Genomic DNA, 16,927 nt, shown 5'->3' on the forward strand with positions numbered 1-16,927 from the left:
ATGGAAAATCTTCAGCAGTATAAGGAATTGCTCAAACCAGTAAGAAAATCTATTGTGAGAGAGTTGCTTGCAAAAGAGCTATGCCTATTACTAGCACTTATAGGAGGAGGATTTCTCCTCCTTTCCATAATGGCGTATCTTTTTATTCTGCCTTTTTTGTTATACTATCTCTTCGCCGTGCTGGGTCTTGGTGTTTCCATTTCTCTCCTCCGTTTATGGAGAAAATGGCCAACAGAAAAACAAGCGGTAAAACTATATAATCAGTTTGTTGCCGATGATTATGCAACGACGGCCTTTTCCTATCTACATAGTGAAGGTGCGGTCGAACAAGTAGTTGTAAAGCAAGCGATAGCGCAAATGACAGAGAAACAACTAGCTGTATTAAGCCGAAAGAAAAGATATATTTATCCGAAATTTATTCTTTCAGGAATGGTATGTTTCATCATTTGTCTATTGTTACAGTTTTTTCCATCAGCGAATATGGAAGCTGCCAAGAAAAAAGAGAATGAGATAAAAACAATCGCTAAAGCGGAAAAGGAATTAGAAAAAGCGATAAAAAAAGAAACAGATAAACAGGTGAGAAAAGAGCTAAAACAAATCCAAAAGCAATTAGAAAAGAAGGACACGGTCGAAAAAACCTTTGCAGAATTGGAAAAACAGGCGAAAGAGCTCCAACTGCAAAAGAGAAAGATTCAAGAGAAAAGCAAGGAACGCCAACAGACAGAATCCATGCTGAATGAGGCAGGTTTGAAATCTCTCGCTAAGGCTATCTCAGGGAAAGATAAGGAAGGAGTACAGAAAGAATTACAAAAAGCAAACGAACAATATAAACAATTAACAGATCAACAAAAAGATGCTCTCAATCAATTGACAGGTGCAAATAAGCAATTATCAGAAGAACAGCTTCAACAGCTATTAAAACAAATGGATGAATTGCTGAATAATGAGGAATTGCTGCAACAAATAGAAACTGTGCAAGCAGAACTTGACCAGGTAGGGAAAAAGCTGGAGGATGAAAGTCTAGCAAATGGAATAACAATCCCTAAGTCTCGTACGGTTGCCAATGGCTCAAGTAATAATGAAACAACTTCTTCAGGAGAAACAACTACCAGTAGTCAGCAAGGGCAGAATGATAAGGGCAACTCAACAAATGGAAATAATGGTTCTTCCAGCTCGGGTAATGGTGCAGGTAATAGCAATGGATCAGGATCAGGCTCAGGAAATGGCTCCGGTTCAGGCAATGGTGCTGGTGGATCAGGGAATGGGAATGGCCCAGGAGCTGGATTCGGAAGCGGAAGCAGAGAATTATTAACAGTACCGGAAAAAACAGATGGAAAAGATAATGTCGAAGTGGATTCAGGTAAATTAGGCAATGGCAAGCAAGGTCAGATGACAGAAGGGGAAGGTCCCGTTCTAAAAGGGAATATTCGTCCGTATGAACAGGTATTTTCAGAATATGAAGCTTCTTACAGGGAAAGTACTTCAAGATATAAATTGCCAAATGACTTAGAAAATATTGTAAAGAACTATTTTACTGATATCAAACCAAATGAAAAGTAGGGGAAAAGATGGAAAAAGAACTAGTGGAACAGGATTTTATCCAAGCAGAGGCTTTGCTTAAAAAGGTGAAAGAGGAGATTGGCAAATTCATTGTCGGACAGGAAAAAATTACTGATGAGGTACTTTGGAGTATGCTGGCAGGTGGACATGTACTTTTAGAAGGACTTCCAGGTCTTGGAAAGACGATGATGATTCGCACTATTTCGGAAGTCATGGACTTATCCTTCGCGCGAATTCAGTTTACGCCAGATTTAATGCCAGCAGATATTACTGGTACGATGGTGCTGCAGCCTGATAATAAAGGAAAACAACAATTTCATTTTCATGAAGGACCTTTATTTAAGCATATTGTTCTTGCAGATGAAATTAACCGTGCAACACCGAAAACGCAAAGTGCTTTATTGGAAGCGATGGGGGAGAAAACAGTCACCATTATGGGGGAAACGAAAAAATTAGCAGCGCCATTTTTTGTATTGGCAACACAAAATCCCCTTGATATGGAGGGAACTTATCCATTGCCGGAAGCTCAGTTAGATCGGTTTCTATGTAAATTGCATGTTACTTATCCGTCAAAAGAAGAACTAAAAGCCATTATTAAAAAGACTACTGGAACGGAGTCAACTGTATTAACGCGTGTTGCCTCTGTAGAGGATATTCTTCATTTACAAAGTCTTGTCAAACAAATTCTCGTTGCGGATGATATTTTAGATATTGCTGTCAATATTGTTTCTGCCACTCATCCTGGTTCGGAGGATGCGACAGAATTAGGAAATAAGTATATTCAGGCAGGGAGCGGTCCGAGGGGACTGCAGTCCTTAGTAAACATGGCAAAAGCAAGAGCATTAGCTTCTGGAAGATTGCATGTCTCCATGGCAGATTTGCGTTATGCGGCACTACCAGTGTTTAGACATCGAATTTTGCTTAATTTTGAAGGGGAAATTGCGGGCATTACGACTGATCAAATTATGGAAGATATTTTGGAAAAAACATTACGCATTGAAGCAGGGAAGGGACGATGAAGAACTATCATTCCTTATTAGCAAGAATGAACCGAAAAAGACTGCAAGTTTCGACGAAGGGTGCAGGAATGCAGAATGGTCGAAGAAAATCTCATATTCACGGAACCTCCTTGGATTTTGCTGATTATAAAATCTATCATCCTGGTGATGATATTCGCCAAATCGATTGGAATGTATATGGCCGAACTAATAAGCCATATATTAAAAGATTTCAAGATGAAAAGGAGATATCAGTTAGTATCTTCCTTGATGGGACTGCCTCAATGAAACAAATACCTTCCAAGTGGGAGCTAGCAAGAGAATTAGCAGCAAGCTTAGCTTATATCACATTATCCCATGAAGATAGACTGAGTTTTTCTGTTGTTTCTACAAAGCATTCCTTTCATCGCAAAGGTTCAGTTCATAATAAACGAACCTTTTATGAGATTGTTGATGTAAAGGAGCAGACGATTAATGAAAGCTTCACACAATCATTAAGCAGTTCTATAAAAGCGCCGACACAAATGATTATTTTGATAACAGACGGTTTAGAGGCTTTGCCATTATTTGAGGAAAGTTTTAAACGATTAAAATACCGCAATCAGCAAATATGGCTGATTCAATTACTAAGTGAGAGCGAGATTCATCCGAATCTATCTGGTGACATACAATTAGTCGATAGTGAAAATGGAAAAACCGTGGATGTAAGTCTAAATAGCTCGATTAAAACACTTTATAGAAAAAGACTCGATCAGCATAATCAAGAACTAGAAGTTCTTTGTGCTACAAATGGTATCCGTTATTGCCAAATCAGCGATAAACTGGATATCCAAACGATTATTTTACGAGAACTGGCGTTTGCTGGATTGGTTCAATAATTCTTTTTCATTACGAGCCAAAAGGAGAGACAAAATGCATTTAGCACAACCCTATTATTTTTTGCTGCTAATTTTTATTGGATTATTCATCCTAATATATTTTTTTCGCAAAAAATATACAAAACAAACTATCCCCTCCAATTTACTTTGGGAGGAAGTTCTTAAGGAAATGAGGGCATCCTCCTGGTTTCATAAATGGCAAAATAATGTTCTATTCTGGCTGCAGCTTCTATGCTTGCTACTCTTGATGTTTGCATTAGTAGGACCATATTTTGCTAAAGTAACGATGAAAGGGGAGCAAATCATATTCTTATTTGATACCTCGGCTTCGATGGCCGCGAATGGTAGTAGCTCTAACCGTTTAGAAGATAGTAAAAAAGAAGCACTCGAAATGATGAAAGGTCTTCAGAAAAATCAAGCCGTTACGATTTTAGAGGTAAATGATCGTCCTCAAATACTTCTGCATAATGAGTCAGAGCGAGATAAAATAAGTGCCGCAATCAAAGGGCTAGAACTTTCCTATACACATGAAGACTGGCAAAGTGCAACAGAGCTGACGGCAAGTCTAGCGAAAGAGGGTAAAACGGCCATTCATATTTTTTCGGATGGGGTAGAGAAGGAAAGAATAAAAAATATCGATTCTTTTTATGTAAAAGTACATAATCAAGAGCAGGAAAAAGCAGAAAATGTTTCAATTTTATCTTTTGGAGTATCAAAAAATGCCGATAAAATAGCGGGAATTGCGATGGTGGAAAACCAAACAGATTCCCAAAAAACAATACCTTTTCAAGTTGAAAGTGAAAAAACAGTGCTTTATCAACAAGATATTGAATTAGAGCCAAAGGAAAGAAAAGTAATTGCGATAAACGATCTTCCTGAGAAATCTTATTACAGTGCCCAACTTAATGTAACAGATGATTTTTTAGTTGATAATATGCAAACCGCTGTATTAAATAAACAGGCAACAACTATGTATACTGATAATGAAATGAATCCTTTTTTGGTAAAAGGATTTGAGGCGATCGGTCTTCAAGTTATCCAAATGGAGAATAAAGAAGATTTTCTCACAAAACAGGATGGTATTTTCCTATTATCTGGTTCTGCGTTACCCGAACATATCGAAGGCCCATTTGTTTTCTTCTTTACAGGTGGAAAAAAAGAAGAAGTGCAAACAGTGATAGAAACAAGTGAGGATGAACTACTTTTACATGTCGATATGAAGGATGTTTTTATCGCAAGTGCAACGAAGCAGACAATGAAAACGATGAAACCCATTGTTAAAAGTGGAGAACTGCCGTTAATTCAAAAAGGTGAATGGAATAATCAGCCCGCTATAGCTATTCAATTTGACTTAAAAGATAGTGATTGGCCATTACATCCAAGTTTTCCGATCTTTTTATATAATATGTATCAATGGCTTTCTTCTCAATCCAATTATGTTGGTGATTTTCAGCCATTAGAATCGCGGACCATTCATTTAACAAGCAAAGAAACAGAGTGGGATATTTATAATGAAAGCGACCAATTAGTGAGAACCTTCTCATTGGATGATGGTTTCCAAGCACCAAAGCTGCCTGGTGTTTATCAATTGACAAATGGCTCTGAAATTCTTTATTTTTCAGTAAATCTAGATGATCGAGAGAAGACGACTGCTACGCAAAAGTCGTTTGTTCTAAATGAAGATAAACTAATAGGCAATGAAATGACAAAAACGCAGAATGATTGGTTATGGTATATTTTATGCTTGCTTGCGCTGATCATTTTATGTATGGAATGGGAGGTGTATCGACGTGCAGATAGAGTTTAAATACCCATTCATTCTATTAATTTCTCTTCCTATTGTCTTTCTTCTTTATCGGTACTGGAAACAATCAAGGATGATGTCAAATAGAAAAGAAAGACAAGTTATTCTCTTTTTAAGAAGCTTGATTTTTTCTCTATTAATTCTTGCGCTTGCCATTCCACAAATAGTTCTGCCACAAAAAGAAAACCAAGTTGTTTTTCTGATGGATCGCAGTGCAAGTGTACAAGAGGCAGGAGAGCAGCAGCTTGAATGGCTGGAAAAAAGCTTGCGATATAAAAAAGAAAAAGATCTCTATAGTGTTCTTTCCTTCGGAGAAAAAACAACTATAGAGCAAATGATGGGCAAAGATGAACTTCGTTTTCCGAAATGGAATGAGGAGTTAGGCAAAGACCACACAAATATTGAAGGGGCGCTTAACCTTGCCAGCAGTGTTTTTTCCAATAATAGCGGCGGTAGGATTATACTGTTTACCGACGGGAACGAAACGATGGGAAATCTTACTGAAGCGGCAAAATTATTAAAAAACCGCTCCATTGAATTAGACACTGTGCTGCTTGAGCCCTCTTTATATGAAGATACTGCTGTTACAGATGTAGAAGTGCCGTCCACTTTATTTGAAGGGGAACAAGCAAATGTTTCTGTAACAATTGAAAGTAATAAGGCGAAAACGGGATTACTTCATTTTTATGAAAATAATCATAAAATTGTCTCAAAGTCTATCAAAGTGAAAGAAGGTACAAATGTAATCCCTATTCAGTTTCCTGTAAAACAGACTGGCTTGGTAACATATAAAGCAGAAGTTGAACTTATGAATGATGCCTATGCTGAAAATAACAAGCTTCAGGTTGTCAATATGGTTAAAACCATTCCGAAAATTTTAGTAGTGCAAAATAGTCCCAATGAAGCATTTGTTCAAGCATTAGAAGCTGCTGGGTATAAAGTAGAGGTTCGTTCCTCTATTCAGCTTCCTACTGTGCTTTCTGGCTATTTAAACTATCAGTCGATTATTTTTAATAATATTGCAGCAACAGATATTACGGAAAAGCAAATGAGTCTTATTGAAAAAAGCGTTAAAGACTTTGGCGTCGGTTTTCTCATGACGGGTGGAGAAAACAGTTTCGGGTTAGGAGGATATTTCCAAACCCCTATCGAAAAATTATTGCCTGTAGATATGGATATAAAAGGGAAAAAGGAAATGCCCTCACTGGCATTAATGATTGTTTTGGACCGTTCGGGAAGTATGGACGGATCGAAATTTTCGTTAGCAAAAGAAGCAGCAGCTCGGACTGTAGAATTGCTTCAAGAGACTGATACATTAGGATTTATAGCTTTTGATGATAAACCGTGGGTTATTGTAGAACCTGAACCTTTGAAAAATAAAGAGGAAGTTGTAGATAAGATTCGTTCTGTCCCAGTTGGCGGCGGAACCGAAATTTATGGGTCATTACTGGAAGCCTATGAGCAAATCAGTGATTTAGATGTAAAAAGAAAACATATTATTTTGCTAACAGATGGACAATCTGCAACGAATAATAATTATGAAGAGTTAATTAATAATGGCAGCAAGAAAAACGTTACAATTTCAACAGTGGCTTTGGGGGCGGATGCAGATCGGAATTTATTAGAAGAATTAGCGGAAATGGGAGCTGGACGTTTTTATGATGTACAGGATTCTTCGGTAATTCCTTCGATTCTATCAAGAGAAACTGTTATGGCGACAAGAACTTATATTGAGGATAATCCGTTTTATCCTCAAATAAAGTCTGGCTACGGATGGGATTCCTTGTTTAGTAAAGGGGTACCAAAAATGAATGCCTATATCGCAACAACGCCAAAATCAGAAAGCACCGTTCCAATTGAGAGTACAAAAAAAGATCCTGTTCTAGCGGAATGGCAATACGGTTTAGGTAAGGCAATAGCTTTCACTTCTGATGTAAATGGTATGTGGGCAGGAGATTGGGCGCGTTGGAACCAATGGAGTAGTTTTATGACAAAAATGGTCGCAAATACCCTGCCACAGTACGATTCGGAAGCATATTCTTTATCCGTTGAAAAAGCGAAAGACCGAACCTATCTATCGATAACCGCTGATCATTTATCGATGCTTCCGATTGAAACAACCATTATTTCCGAAAGAGGAGATACGGTGGAAGGAAATACAAAAATGATTGCTCCAGGAAAATATGAAGTGGATGTTGACGATGATCCAGGTCTTTATTTTATTCATGTTAAACAAACAGATGAGGACGGAAACGTTACTGTTTACCAATCAGGATTTACCGTTCCCTATTCAGACGAATATTTAATTACCGGAGCAAATAAAGAAAAGCTTGCTGAGCTTCTGGCGATAACTAACGGATCTCAGCTGGAGAAAGAATCACAAGCGTTTCGTCCGTTAAAGGATCCAGTTAAACAAAAGCAGGAAATTACTGAAATCTTGCTGCTGATTAGCTTCCTGCTTCTATTTTTCGAAATTGCTATTAGAAGACTTGGATTACCAGTGAAATTTTTCCCTGTCTTTGAAAAGAGAAAAAGAGGTAAGCGTCAAAATAATCGAGTATCTTCTATAGAGAAGAAAAAAAGTGCAGCACCTAAAGAAAGACCAGTTGCTTTAAAGAAAGATGTTTCAAGCAGAGAACCGAAACAAAAGCAAGAAAAACCGCGAGAGAAGATAAAGACGGAAAAGGTAGACAGCGAAAATCATTTGGAACAATTATTACAAATGAAGCGGAAGAAAAAGCGATGAATCAGATTGGTATGAAACTGCAGACAAACTTTATTGATTGTCTGCAGTTTTTTGAGGTGGAAAAGGTAATAGAGAAGTACCATCTGTGACCGAGCAAGGGGCAAGAAGTCAAGTCCGAAATAATGTGTAAATTCCTTAACTACAATGTTACAAACTTAATTTAGATTCTTTTAATTCTAGGGTATAATAAACTAATATTGTAATATTTTGGAATAGAGGAAATGGTCAAAAAAAGGAGAGAGACATGAGCAACAAACTACTATAGTTTATTTGGAGTTATCTAACTTATTCCTTCGAAGAGGCTATTGATGGAGCAGATTTGATAGCGGAAGTAAAAATAATGGTAGAACTACTGCAAAAAAACACCGTAACGGCTACACATGAACTAGGAAATGCAATTGGTATAGGCGATTTATATAGTGTAGTTAATAAAAACAAACTAATGTATGGGATAGAAAACAGAACTGAAATGCACACAAACTGCTGATAAAACAGATGCAAAAGAGGCTACGAGATAATTGAAATTCTAGAATTATGAATCTAGCAATTTTTTAGAAATATTAATTTTAATATTCAAAGATAGAGTCCTCTAGAAAAGAGATATATGAAACGTTTGATTAGGCAGCTTTTATAAGGTGTCTTTTTTCTGGCTCATAATAGCCTTTACGGTAATCACGTCGGTCGGCAGAACGTTCATAAGAATTGGCATTTAGATACAGGTCACGCTTTTTTTTCATAAGTTCATTTAATACTAAAACGATAGAAGATTTTGTAATCGCTTCTATATCAAAATTAATTACGGATTCTTTTTACACAATTATATGGACTTAATCGGGAAAGAGGAGAAAAAGGTAACAGAGAAGCTTAGTAAAACCTATGTGTATTTTATGTCAAAAAAACTTATCTCATTTATAGATGCTCAGTAAGACGCCTACCAGTTTGTATAACGATAACTAAGGCGCTTCCGCTTTTCGATTTGTCCGGCTCCGAGTGTCCAGGGATGATGGGCTTCCCGCCGCTTCCCTACCGTTCACCGTGTTTCCTTTATCTCAGTAAGACACTTACCAGTTTGTACAACGATAACCAAGGCGCTTCCGCTTTTCGATTTGTAAAGATATTTTCTTGACATCTTTTTTGGGGGTGTGTAAAATAGTCGATGTAAAGGCTTTTGACTTAACACGGGGGTATTATTCGATGCTTGAGAAAACAACGAGAATGAATTATTTATTTGATTTCTATCAGTCGTTGTTAACACCGAAGCAACGAAGCTATATGTCTCTTTACTATTTGGATGATTACTCTCTTGGGGAGATTGCTGCGGAGTACAATGTAAGCCGTCAAGCGGTGTATGACAACATTAAACGTACGGAAGCAATGCTAGAAGAATATGAGAATAAGTTAGTGTTACTTCAGAAATTTCAGGAACGTCAAGTTCTTTTTGAAAAGATGAAAAAAATGCTAGAACATGATACCTTATCTATATCTGCGTTGCGAGAAGCAGTAGAGGAACTAGAGAAATTAGATTAAGGAGGCTGACGTATGGCATTTGAAGGTTTAGCTGACCGACTGCAGAACACGATGCAAAAAATCCGCGGAAAAGGGAAAGTAAATGAAGCGGATGTTAAAGAAATGATGCGTGAAGTTCGTCTTGCACTCCTTGAAGCGGACGTTAACTTTAAAGTGGTAAAAGACTTTGTCAAAAAAGTAAGTGAGCGTGCAGTTGGACAGGAAGTGCTAAAAAGCTTAACTCCTGGACAACAAGTTATTAAAGTAGTAAAAGAAGAACTTACTGAATTAATGGGTGGAGAAGAAAGTAAAATTGGCGTTAGTAAGCGCCCTCCAACTGTTGTTATGATGGTCGGACTACAAGGGGCAGGTAAAACAACAACTACTGGTAAGCTTGCGAATTTATTGCGTAAAAAACATAATCGTAATCCGTTATTGGTAGCTGCAGATATTTATCGTCCTGCTGCGATTAAGCAATTGCAAACTTTAGGAAAGCAGCTTGATTTTCCGGTATTTTCACTAGGAGATCAAGTTAGTCCAGTTGAAATTGCAAAACAAGCAATTGAAAAAGCAAAAGAAGATCATCATGATTATGTTTTAATTGATACAGCTGGTCGCCTTCATGTAGACGAAGCACTAATGGATGAATTAAAGCAGATCAAAGAACTTGCAAACCCAGAAGAAATATTACTCGTTGTCGATGCAATGACAGGGCAGGATGCTGTTAACGTAGCTGGCAGTTTTAACGAGCAGTTAGGATTAACGGGAGTTGTTTTAACAAAACTTGATGGGGATACACGCGGGGGAGCAGCACTTTCTATTCGTTCTGTTACAAATACACCAATTAAATTTGTTGGTTTGGGAGAAAAAATGGATGCGCTTGAAGCGTTTCACCCTGAGAGAATGGCTTCCAGAATCTTAGGAATGGGCGATGTCCTAAGCTTAATCGAAAAAGCACAAATTAATGTAGATGAAGAAAAAGCAAGAGAGTTAGAAAAGAAAATGAAGTCTGATTCATTTACCTTTGATGATTTTCTTGATTCCTTAAGCCAAGTTAGAAGTATGGGGCCGCTGGACGAATTATTAAAAATGATGCCAGGTGCGAACAAAATCAAAGGCTTAAATAATATGAAGGTGGATGAAAAGCAAATTGCCCATGTTGAGGCAATCATTAAGTCCATGACAAAGCAAGAAAAAGAGCATCCTGAAATTATCAATTCTGGCAGAAGAAAGCGTATTGCGAAAGGAAGCGGAAGAACGGTTCCAGAAGTAAATCGACTTTTAAAACAGTTTGATGATATGAAAAAAATGATGAAGCAAATGACCAATATGGGTCAAAAAGGCAAGAAAAAAGGTAAATTTAAATTACCATTTAACCCTTTTTAACAGCGATTATTTGTAAAAAAGAGGATCTGTTTGTCCATTGGAATGGCGCGGAGACTGCCTGTGAGAGGGCTTAAATAAAGATTTTTAACACTGACAAGAAAAAACACTTTACAAAGTGTTGGAGTATCTGATAATATACTATCTTGTGTGAAACTATTCGGAGGTGCAATATTAAATGGCAGTAAAAATTCGTTTAAAAAGAATGGGAGCAAAAAAATCTCCTTTTTATCGTATCGTAGTAGCAGATTCTCGTTCACCACGTGATGGACGTTTCATTGAAACAGTAGGAACTTACAATCCAGTAGCAAACCCTGCTATCGTGGAAATCAACGAAGATAAAGCTCTACAATGGTTACAAAATGGTGCAAAACCATCTGATACAGTACGTAACCTATTCTCTAACCAAGGTATTATGGAGAAATTCCACAATATCAAAAACGGTAAATAATATTTGATGCAATGAAAGAGCTTATAGAAACGATTGTTAAGCCCCTTGTTGATTTTCCAGAGGAAGTTGCTGTAACTGTAACAGAAGAGGATAATCGTATCACTTACTTGCTTTCTGTCAACGAGAATGACATTGGAAAGGTAATAGGGAAGCAAGGGCGAGTTGCTAGAGCAATTCGAACGATTGTTTATGCAGCAGGATCATTACAACAAAAGAAAATTATTGTTGATATTAGAGATTAAATGAAAAGGAAGGAGGGGGAACCCTCCTTCCTTTATTTTTTAGGGGAAATAGTAGCTTTGGCTGATAAAATGGAAATTTGGCTGAAAAGAGAGCGTGTTTGGCTGATAAATCGGAAATTTGGCTGATAAGAAAGCAGGATTGGCTGATAAATCGAGATTTTGGGCTGATGATCGCACTATAAATAGCTAATATAACTTCATTACCCTAAAAGGCAGAAACAAACGGCAGCTTTTCTGAAAAATAGTTGTAATTACGTTCGGAAAATTGATTCCCCCCTTTGTTTTTAGACGAAAACAGTAATCTGTGTTACTTTGTTAGTAGTAAGGACTAAAGTTGTCATCTGTTAGGAGGAAGTGAATGAAGATTCTTCAGTCTGTAACAGTAAAACAAGTATTAACCGAAACTATCAAAAAGTCGATTTCCGATCGATATAGGCAAGAAATACAGCAGTTAGAAAAAGAAATACAGCAGCTTCAATTTGAAGAAAGAAAACAATTGAAAAATAATCCTTCTATTTCGGAAATAAAAACTTTTTTTCGTAAGGAAGTTACAAATAAATTAGAGAAACAAAAAACGATAGAGTTTCAATTAAAGCAATTACATATACTACCGTTAGGGACAGAGATTAAAGAACAGGAAGTAATGGGACTTGTTGATGTTCAAGTGGGACAGGCTTGGGAAAGTACTAAGAAGACGATTGTTGTCAAAGATGGAATAGTGGTTGACATTCGATAGAGGTGAAGGTAATGGAAAAATGGTTTAATGTTGGAAAAGTTGTAAATACCCATGGGATAAGAGGAGAAATCCGCGTCATTTCTCGTACTGATTTTCCAGAAGAACGATATAAAATTGGAAACACCATTTATTTTTTTCAAAACGATAAAGCAAATCCCCTAGAACTGAAAATTAAAAGTCATCGTGAGCATAAGAACTTCAATCTACTTACATTTGAAGGCTATGATAATGTAAATGATGTAGAATTTATGAAGGGTGGTCTCCTGAAGGTTCCAGAGAGTTTTTTAGGTGAGCTTGCGGAGAATGAATATTACTTCCATGAAATTATTGGCTGTAAAGTAGTGACAGTTAAAGGAGAAGAACTTGGAGAAATCACAGAAATTTTAACACCAGGTGCAAATGATGTTTGGGTGGTAAAGGGTAAAGATAAGAGTGAAATTTTAATTCCTTATATTGAAGAGGTAGTCATGAAAGTAGATGTAGAAGAAAAAGTAGTTGTCATAGAGCCGATGGAAGGGCTGTTGTCTTAATGAAAATTGACGTATTGACTTTATTTCCTGAGATGTTTGAAGGCGTCCTTCATAGCTCCATTTTAAAAAAAGCACAAGAAGCGGAAAAAGTAGCTTATAAGATCGTCAATTTTCGCGATTATGCCGATAATAAACATCAAACCGTTGATGATTATCCATATGGAGGAGGTGCGGGAATGGTGTTGAAGCCACAGCCTATATTTGACGCTGTGGACGCTCTAAAACCAAAAGATAACAGAAAGCCTCGTGTCATCTTGATGTGCCCTCAAGGCGAAAGATACAGTCAAGCAAAAGCAGAGGAATTAGCACAAGAAGAGCATTTGATTTTCATTTGCGGACATTATGAAGGCTATGATGAGAGAATTAGAGAACATTTAGTGACAGATGAAATCTCCATTGGTGATTATGTCCTTACAGGCGGCGAATTAGGGGCTATGGTCGTTATTGATAGTGTAGTACGTTTATTACCAGGCGTGCTTGGAAAAGAAGCATCCCATGTTAATGACTCTTTTAGCACTGGTTTGTTGGAGCATCCTCATTACACTCGTCCAGCCGATTTCCGAGGAATGAAGGTACCAGACACGCTGCTTTCTGGAAATCATGCACATATTGATGAATGGAGAGAAAGGGAATCCTTCCGAAGAACGATTGAAAGACGACCAGATTTACTCGAAAATTATCCGCTGACTGAGAAGCAGAAAAAGTTGGTAAAAGAGCTAACAAATCAGCATCATCCAAGCTAATGGGGGATGGAATTGTTGATGATTTGATGAAGGAATCTATTAAGGAGCAAGGTAATACTATTATTTTCAGAAAAAATATTGCTGTTATGCTCCTTTTATGTTAAGATAACACTTGTGACTTAAACAGATGAATTTCTGTGAAGGGTCTTATAACGATGTTCCGCTGCAAGTGGTCTCTATCTATGAGTGCAAGAGCGTCTGTTGGAAGGAGTTGAAAACGATGCAAAAATTAATAGAAGAAATTACAAAAGAACAACTTCGTTCTGATCTTCCTGCGTTCCGTCCTGGTGACACTGTACGTGTACATGTGAAAGTTGTTGAGGGTACTCGTGAGCGTATTCAGTTATTTGAAGGTGTTGTAATTAAGCGTCGTGGTGGTGGAATCAGCGAAACTTTTACAGTACGTAAAGTTTCTTACGGAGTTGGCGTTGAGCGTACATTCCCTGTTCACACACCTAAAATTGCGAAGCTAGAAGTTATCCGTCGCGGTAAAGTACGCCGTGCGAAACTTTACTACCTACGTAACCTGCGTGGTAAAAAAGCTCGTATTAAAGAAATTCGATAATTGTTACCAAAAAAGAGCCTGTTCTTGTAACAAGCTCTTTTTTATATCCTTAAATGCTGCTTATAGAAAACTCGCATATTAGAAATAATAGTCCTATAATTCATCCAAAAATGAGGGGGATGCTGAGAAAGGAAACTGAAGTGGTCTTTAAATGGAATCACAACTTAGCAAATCTATTTCTAATCTTTATGCGAATAATTGGAGTAATCTGGAACAAAAGTCCAACTGCAATCTTTCCAATTTTACTTCATCCGGAAATTCCGCTAAAATATTATCATGGTAGAGAACTTTTAACCATACATAAAAAAATACCTATATTGTTCAGTTAAGGATTGGTGAAAGGTATGGCAACTGAAAAGAAGAAGAAAAATGAAATTTGGGAATGGAGTAAAGCATTAATAATTGCTGTTTTACTTGCTGTTGTTATTCGCTATTTTTTATTTGCTCCAATTGTAGTTGATGGTGAGTCCATGCAGTCTACATTGCTAGATCAAGATCGAATGATTGTCAATAAGATAAATTACAAAGTAAGTGAACCGAAGCGTTTTGATATTGTTGTGTTCCACGCTCCAGAAGGTAAGGACTATATAAAAAGAGTAATTGGTCTACCCGGAGATACAATTGAATATCGCGATGATGTTTTATATGTGAACGGACAAGCTTATGAAGAACCTTATTTAGAACATAATAAAGAAGGCGTAATAGGCCCTCTAACAGAAGACTTTACAGCAACTGTGCCAAAAGGAGAATTATTTGTGATGGGAGATAACCGTCGCAATAGTAAAGACAGTCGTCATATCGGTACAATTGGCTTTGATAAAATTATTGGTACTACGAGTGTGGTATATTGGCCAATAGCTGATTGGAAAATAGTAGAATAATGTTAGTGGGAGAAATAGAGGTGCATGCATGACTATACAATGGTTTCCAGGGCATATGGCAAAAGCCAGAAGGCAAGTAACGGAAAAATTAAAGCTAGTTGATATTATTTTTGAATTAGTGGATGCGAGAATTCCGCAATCTTCACGAAATCCAATGATTGATGAAATTATCCAGCATAAGCCAAGAATTGTTTTGTTAAATAAAGCAGATATGGCAGATAAAGAACGAACGAAAGAATGGATTCGTTATTTTCAAAGTCAAGGAATAAGAGCACTTGCGATTAACTCTCAAGCAGGTGTTGGAATGAAAGAAATTACTGCTTTAGCAAAAGAAGTACTAGCAGAAAAATTTGATCGGATGAAAGCGAAAGGGATTAGACCTCGAGCGATTCGAGCGATGATTGTTGGAATTCCTAATGCAGGTAAATCTACTTTAATTAATCGGTTGGCAAAGAAAAACATTGCCAAAACGGGGAATACACCTGGTGTGACGAAAGCGCAGCAATGGATTAAAGTAGGGAAAGAACTGGAGTTATTAGATACACCAGGAATACTATGGCCGAAATTTGAAGATCAGGAAGTAGGCTTAAAGCTTGCATTAACAGGTGCGATAAAGGATACAATTTTGAATTTGCAGGACATTGCCATATTCGGACTTCGTTTTTTGGAAAAAGAGTATCCGCAACGTTTAAAAGAAAGGTACCAATTAGAAATAATTCCAGAAGATACAGTAGAGCTGTTTGATCGTATCGGTGAGATAAGAGGAGCTCTGTCGGGTGGGGGTATCGTTAACTATGATAAAGTAACGGAACTAATTATTCGTGACATTAGAGGTGAAAAGTTTGGTCCGCTAACTTTTGAAAGAGCAGACGAAATGTAAGGGAAAAACTGCAAGGAGAAGTGACTAAAAACAGACACTTCTCTTTTTTATGTAAATATTTACCTATAAATGATTAGGTCCAGCGCTTTGAATCATATGGGAGATAAGAAATGATATGAAGCATCCCACACGGAATAATAGGAACATTTATAGGACCGGTCTCTTGGAAGGGAATGTGATCGGGGCTATAAAAAAGGAAGCGATTGAACCGATATAACTACTGAGGTGTAGACAATGAAATTAGCAACAATGAAAGATATCAAAGAGGCGCTAGAAGCAATAAGGGAAGTAAATGACCCATTTATCCTTGAATTAGAAAAAGACGAGAGGAAAGGGGCTCAGAAGCTTTTAGAAGCGTGGAAGAAGCGGATAGAGAAGGAAGAAAAGCTCCATCATCACTTTCTATCGATGAACCACTATGAACAAATTATCAGAAAGCAAGGTTATACATATATAGCAGGAATCGATGAGGTTGGCAGAGGACCGCTTGCAGGGCCTGTTGTTACAGCAGCTGTCATCCTGCCAGAAGATTTCTATTTACCAGGTATCGATGACTCAAAAAAATTATCTGAGAAAAAAAGAGAATTATTTTACGAGGTAATCCAAAAAGAAGCAATTGCCATTGGCGTGGGAATTATTTCACCTGCTGAAATTGATCGTATAAATATTTATCAAGCAACAAAAAAAGGGATGCTTCTAGCAATTAATGAACTTTCACAAACGCCAGACTACTTACTAATTGACGCAATGAAATTAACGACACCATATCCAAGTCAATCTCTTATTAAAGGAGACAGTAAAAGTGTCTCTATTGCTGCAGCAAGTATAATAGCAAAAGTGACAAGAGATCGTATGATGAAAGAGCTGCATCAAGAATATCCAGAATACCATTTTGCGACAAACATGGGCTATGGGACACAGGAACATTTAGCTGCTCTTAAAGAGTACGGAATTACCATTCATCATCGTAAAAGTTTTTCCCCTGTGAAAGAGATGGTAGAAAATAACTAGCTGAATCTGTAAG

General features: G+C 37.3%; 17 protein-coding genes and 1 pseudogene. 17 read left to right on the forward strand and 1 reads right to left on the reverse strand.

The features are described 5' to 3' along the window. From NSQ92_RS06730 to NSQ92_RS06755, 6 genes are all read left to right on the forward strand, one after another. Entirely contained in the window at nucleotides 1–1,560 is a 1,560-nt protein-coding gene (locus tag NSQ92_RS06730) for a hypothetical protein (RefSeq protein WP_341152496.1), read from the forward strand. Between the two features lie 8 nt (nucleotides 1,561–1,568). Beyond that, nucleotides 1,569–2,579, forward strand: a complete 1,011-nt coding sequence (locus tag NSQ92_RS06735) for an AAA family ATPase (protein ID WP_061796720.1) — start codon at nucleotides 1,569–1,571, stop codon at nucleotides 2,577–2,579. Beyond that, nucleotides 2,576–3,436 (forward strand): DUF58 domain-containing protein, encoded by an 861-nt coding sequence (locus NSQ92_RS06740; protein ID WP_047939976.1) that lies wholly within the window; start codon nucleotides 2,576–2,578, stop codon nucleotides 3,434–3,436. The genes NSQ92_RS06735 and NSQ92_RS06740 overlap by 4 nt, the downstream gene beginning before the upstream one ends. Nucleotides 3,437–3,470: 34 nt before the next feature. Then, entirely contained in the window at nucleotides 3,471–5,243 is a 1,773-nt protein-coding gene (locus tag NSQ92_RS06745) for a vWA domain-containing protein (RefSeq protein ID WP_341152497.1), read from the forward strand. Beyond that, on the forward strand, nucleotides 5,227–7,986 hold the full coding sequence (locus NSQ92_RS06750; RefSeq protein ID WP_341152498.1) for a VWA domain-containing protein: 2,760 nt from the start codon (nucleotides 5,227–5,229) through the stop codon (nucleotides 7,984–7,986). The genes NSQ92_RS06745 and NSQ92_RS06750 overlap by 17 nt, the downstream gene beginning before the upstream one ends. Nucleotides 7,987–8,326: 340 nt before the next feature. Continuing rightward, the gene (locus NSQ92_RS06755) at nucleotides 8,327–8,473 is read left to right on the forward strand and encodes a hypothetical protein (protein ID WP_161798377.1); all 147 of its coding nucleotides are present in this window, start codon (nucleotides 8,327–8,329) and stop codon (nucleotides 8,471–8,473) included. Nucleotides 8,474–8,630: 157 nt separating this feature from the next. Here NSQ92_RS06755 and NSQ92_RS06760 read toward each other — a convergent pair. Next, nucleotides 8,631–8,783: pseudogene (locus tag NSQ92_RS06760) on the reverse strand (transposase); the annotation flags it as partial. Between the two features lie 397 nt (nucleotides 8,784–9,180). Here NSQ92_RS06760 and NSQ92_RS06765 point away from each other — a divergent pair. The 11 genes from NSQ92_RS06765 to NSQ92_RS06815 all read left to right on the forward strand — a co-directional run bounded on the left by NSQ92_RS06765 (nucleotide 9,181) and on the right by NSQ92_RS06815 (nucleotide 16,914). Further along, nucleotides 9,181–9,513, forward strand: a complete 333-nt coding sequence (locus NSQ92_RS06765) for a putative DNA-binding protein (protein ID WP_047939979.1) — start codon at nucleotides 9,181–9,183, stop codon at nucleotides 9,511–9,513. A gap of 12 nt (nucleotides 9,514–9,525) precedes the next feature. Further along, entirely contained in the window at nucleotides 9,526–10,878 is a 1,353-nt protein-coding gene (gene ffh, locus NSQ92_RS06770; protein WP_047939980.1) for a signal recognition particle protein, read from the forward strand. 175 nt (nucleotides 10,879–11,053) lie between these two features. Continuing rightward, nucleotides 11,054–11,326, forward strand: a complete 273-nt coding sequence (gene rpsP / locus NSQ92_RS06775; RefSeq protein WP_016201097.1) for a 30S ribosomal protein S16 — start codon at nucleotides 11,054–11,056, stop codon at nucleotides 11,324–11,326. Nucleotides 11,327–11,337: 11 nt separating this feature from the next. Beyond that, nucleotides 11,338–11,568, forward strand: a complete 231-nt coding sequence (locus tag NSQ92_RS06780; RefSeq protein ID WP_031534442.1) for a KH domain-containing protein — start codon at nucleotides 11,338–11,340, stop codon at nucleotides 11,566–11,568. Between the two features lie 358 nt (nucleotides 11,569–11,926). Next, nucleotides 11,927–12,304 carry a YlqD family protein gene (locus NSQ92_RS06785; RefSeq protein WP_341152499.1) on the forward strand — a complete coding sequence of 126 codons (378 nt, stop codon included), beginning with the start codon at nucleotides 11,927–11,929 and terminating at the stop codon, nucleotides 12,302–12,304. An 11-nt stretch (nucleotides 12,305–12,315) separates the two neighbouring features. Further along, a complete protein-coding gene (gene rimM / locus NSQ92_RS06790) occupies nucleotides 12,316–12,834 on the forward strand; it encodes a ribosome maturation factor RimM (RefSeq protein WP_144579777.1) in 519 nt (172 codons plus the stop codon). Beyond that, nucleotides 12,834–13,577, forward strand: coding sequence for a tRNA (guanosine(37)-N1)-methyltransferase TrmD (trmD, locus tag NSQ92_RS06795; protein WP_047939983.1), 744 nt, complete (start codon nucleotides 12,834–12,836; stop codon nucleotides 13,575–13,577). The genes rimM and trmD overlap by 1 nt, the downstream gene beginning before the upstream one ends. A 220-nt stretch (nucleotides 13,578–13,797) precedes the next feature. Continuing rightward, nucleotides 13,798–14,142, forward strand: a complete 345-nt coding sequence (rplS, locus tag NSQ92_RS06800; protein WP_047939984.1) for a 50S ribosomal protein L19 — start codon at nucleotides 13,798–13,800, stop codon at nucleotides 14,140–14,142. A 344-nt stretch (nucleotides 14,143–14,486) separates the two neighbouring features. Continuing rightward, on the forward strand, nucleotides 14,487–15,023 hold the full coding sequence (gene lepB / locus NSQ92_RS06805; protein WP_047939986.1) for a signal peptidase I: 537 nt from the start codon (nucleotides 14,487–14,489) through the stop codon (nucleotides 15,021–15,023). Between the two features lie 28 nt (nucleotides 15,024–15,051). Next, complete coding sequence (gene ylqF, locus NSQ92_RS06810; RefSeq protein ID WP_047939987.1) at nucleotides 15,052–15,903, forward strand: ribosome biogenesis GTPase YlqF; 852 nt, start codon at nucleotides 15,052–15,054, stop codon at nucleotides 15,901–15,903. A gap of 234 nt (nucleotides 15,904–16,137) precedes the next feature. Next, on the forward strand, nucleotides 16,138–16,914 hold the full coding sequence (locus NSQ92_RS06815; RefSeq protein WP_144544202.1) for a ribonuclease HII: 777 nt from the start codon (nucleotides 16,138–16,140) through the stop codon (nucleotides 16,912–16,914). The last annotated feature ends 13 nt before the right edge of the window (nucleotides 16,915–16,927 follow it).

Source organism: Niallia sp. FSL M8-0099, assembly GCF_038006945.1.
Lineage (GTDB): Bacteria > Bacillota > Bacilli > Bacillales > Cytobacillaceae > Niallia > Niallia circulans.

Bases quoted from the DNA above. Each gene is read 5' to 3' on its own strand.
- NSQ92_RS06730 (WP_341152496.1), top strand. From the start codon at position 1: ATGGAAAATCTTCAGCAGTATAAGGAATTGCTCAAACCAGTAAGAAAA.
- NSQ92_RS06735 (WP_061796720.1), top strand. From the start codon at position 1,569: ATGGAAAAAGAACTAGTGGAACAGGATTTTATCCAAGCAGAGGCTTTG.
- NSQ92_RS06740 (WP_047939976.1), top strand. From the start codon at position 2,576: ATGAAGAACTATCATTCCTTATTAGCAAGAATGAACCGAAAAAGACTG.
- NSQ92_RS06745 (WP_341152497.1), top strand. From the start codon at position 3,471: ATGCATTTAGCACAACCCTATTATTTTTTGCTGCTAATTTTTATTGGA.
- NSQ92_RS06755 (WP_161798377.1), top strand. From the start codon at position 8,327: ATGGTAGAACTACTGCAAAAAAACACCGTAACGGCTACACATGAACTA.
- NSQ92_RS06765 (WP_047939979.1), top strand. From the start codon at position 9,181: ATGCTTGAGAAAACAACGAGAATGAATTATTTATTTGATTTCTATCAG.
- ffh (WP_047939980.1), top strand. From the start codon at position 9,526: ATGGCATTTGAAGGTTTAGCTGACCGACTGCAGAACACGATGCAAAAA.
- rpsP (WP_016201097.1), top strand. From the start codon at position 11,054: ATGGCAGTAAAAATTCGTTTAAAAAGAATGGGAGCAAAAAAATCTCCT.
- NSQ92_RS06780 (WP_031534442.1), top strand. From the start codon at position 11,338: ATGAAAGAGCTTATAGAAACGATTGTTAAGCCCCTTGTTGATTTTCCA.
- NSQ92_RS06785 (WP_341152499.1), top strand. From the start codon at position 11,927: ATGAAGATTCTTCAGTCTGTAACAGTAAAACAAGTATTAACCGAAACT.
- rimM (WP_144579777.1), top strand. From the start codon at position 12,316: ATGGAAAAATGGTTTAATGTTGGAAAAGTTGTAAATACCCATGGGATA.
- trmD (WP_047939983.1), top strand. From the start codon at position 12,834: ATGAAAATTGACGTATTGACTTTATTTCCTGAGATGTTTGAAGGCGTC.
- rplS (WP_047939984.1), top strand. From the start codon at position 13,798: ATGCAAAAATTAATAGAAGAAATTACAAAAGAACAACTTCGTTCTGAT.
- lepB (WP_047939986.1), top strand. From the start codon at position 14,487: ATGGCAACTGAAAAGAAGAAGAAAAATGAAATTTGGGAATGGAGTAAA.
- ylqF (WP_047939987.1), top strand. From the start codon at position 15,052: ATGACTATACAATGGTTTCCAGGGCATATGGCAAAAGCCAGAAGGCAA.
- NSQ92_RS06815 (WP_144544202.1), top strand. From the start codon at position 16,138: ATGAAATTAGCAACAATGAAAGATATCAAAGAGGCGCTAGAAGCAATA.